At 68.7% G+C, this 1,014-nt stretch carries 1 protein-coding gene; it reads left to right on the forward strand.

Annotated features, from left to right (window positions below; genetic code table 11):
* Nucleotides 1-735 (forward strand): 3-phenylpropionate dioxygenase (locus JGS39_RS39700; protein ID WP_219574615.1); only part of this gene is annotated, 735 nt, incomplete at its 5' end.
* Nucleotides 736-1,014: the final 279 nt, after the last annotated feature.

Genomic DNA, 1,014 nt, shown 5'->3' on the forward strand with positions numbered 1-1,014 from the left:
GTCGCCGCCGTACCCGGCCTGCCCGGCTGCAACCTCGAAGGCAAACAACTCGTCGCCGCCCCCCACGTCATCGAGACCGCCGGCGGCATCCTCGCCTACTTCGGCGACAACGAGCACCCCGAACCCACACCACTCGTCCTCCCCGAACACCTCACCGACCCCGGCACCTCAGCGTTCCTCTGCTACGCCGAGTGGAACGTCAACTGGCGCTACGCCGTCGAGAACCTCCTCGACCCCATGCACGGCTCGTTCCTCCACCGCGACTCGCACAGCATGGCCGAGGGCCAGACCACCGCACGCTTCCGCATCCGCGAGACCGAACGCGGCTTCTTCTTCGAGAAGACCGACCAGAGCGGCGTCAACTTCGACTGGGTCGAGCTCTGCCGCACCGGCGTCGACTGGGTCGACCTCACCATCCCCTACCCACCGACCGCCGGCCCCGGCGGGCCCTTCGGCATCGTCGGCATGGCCACCCCCATCGACGAGAACCGCTGCGCCGTCTTCTTCTGGCGCTACCGCAAGGTCAGCGACTGGCAGCGCGACACCTGGCGCTTCCTCTACAAGACGCTCCTGGAGGACCGCCACTGGGACGTCCTCGAACAGGACCGCATCATGCTGGAGGACCTGCGCACCGACGCCGACCAGGCGGAGAACCTCTACCAGCACGACCTCGGCGTGGTCCGCGTCCGCCGCATGTACCGCACAGAAGCCGAAGCCCAGGCAACAGCGCTCTGACCCCCCGGTCCTCAATCGCCCGGACACCGGCACATCTGCCTGGCCCCACGGGTACATCTGCCCGGCGACCGGCACATCTGCCTGGCCCCACGGGCACATCTGCCCGGCCCCACCGGTGCATCTGCCCGGCCACCGGCACATCTGCGCGGAACGGTGCCTCTGCCCGGCCACCGGCACGTCAAGCCGGACACCGGCAAAATCAAGCCCGTCCGGCGATTGAGGACACCTTCACGTCGGGGCGCCGACGCCCCAATCCAAGCCCGTCCGGCGATTGAGGAC

Source organism: Streptomyces poriferorum, assembly GCF_019399235.1.
Lineage (GTDB): Bacteria > Actinomycetota > Actinomycetes > Streptomycetales > Streptomycetaceae > Streptomyces > Streptomyces poriferorum.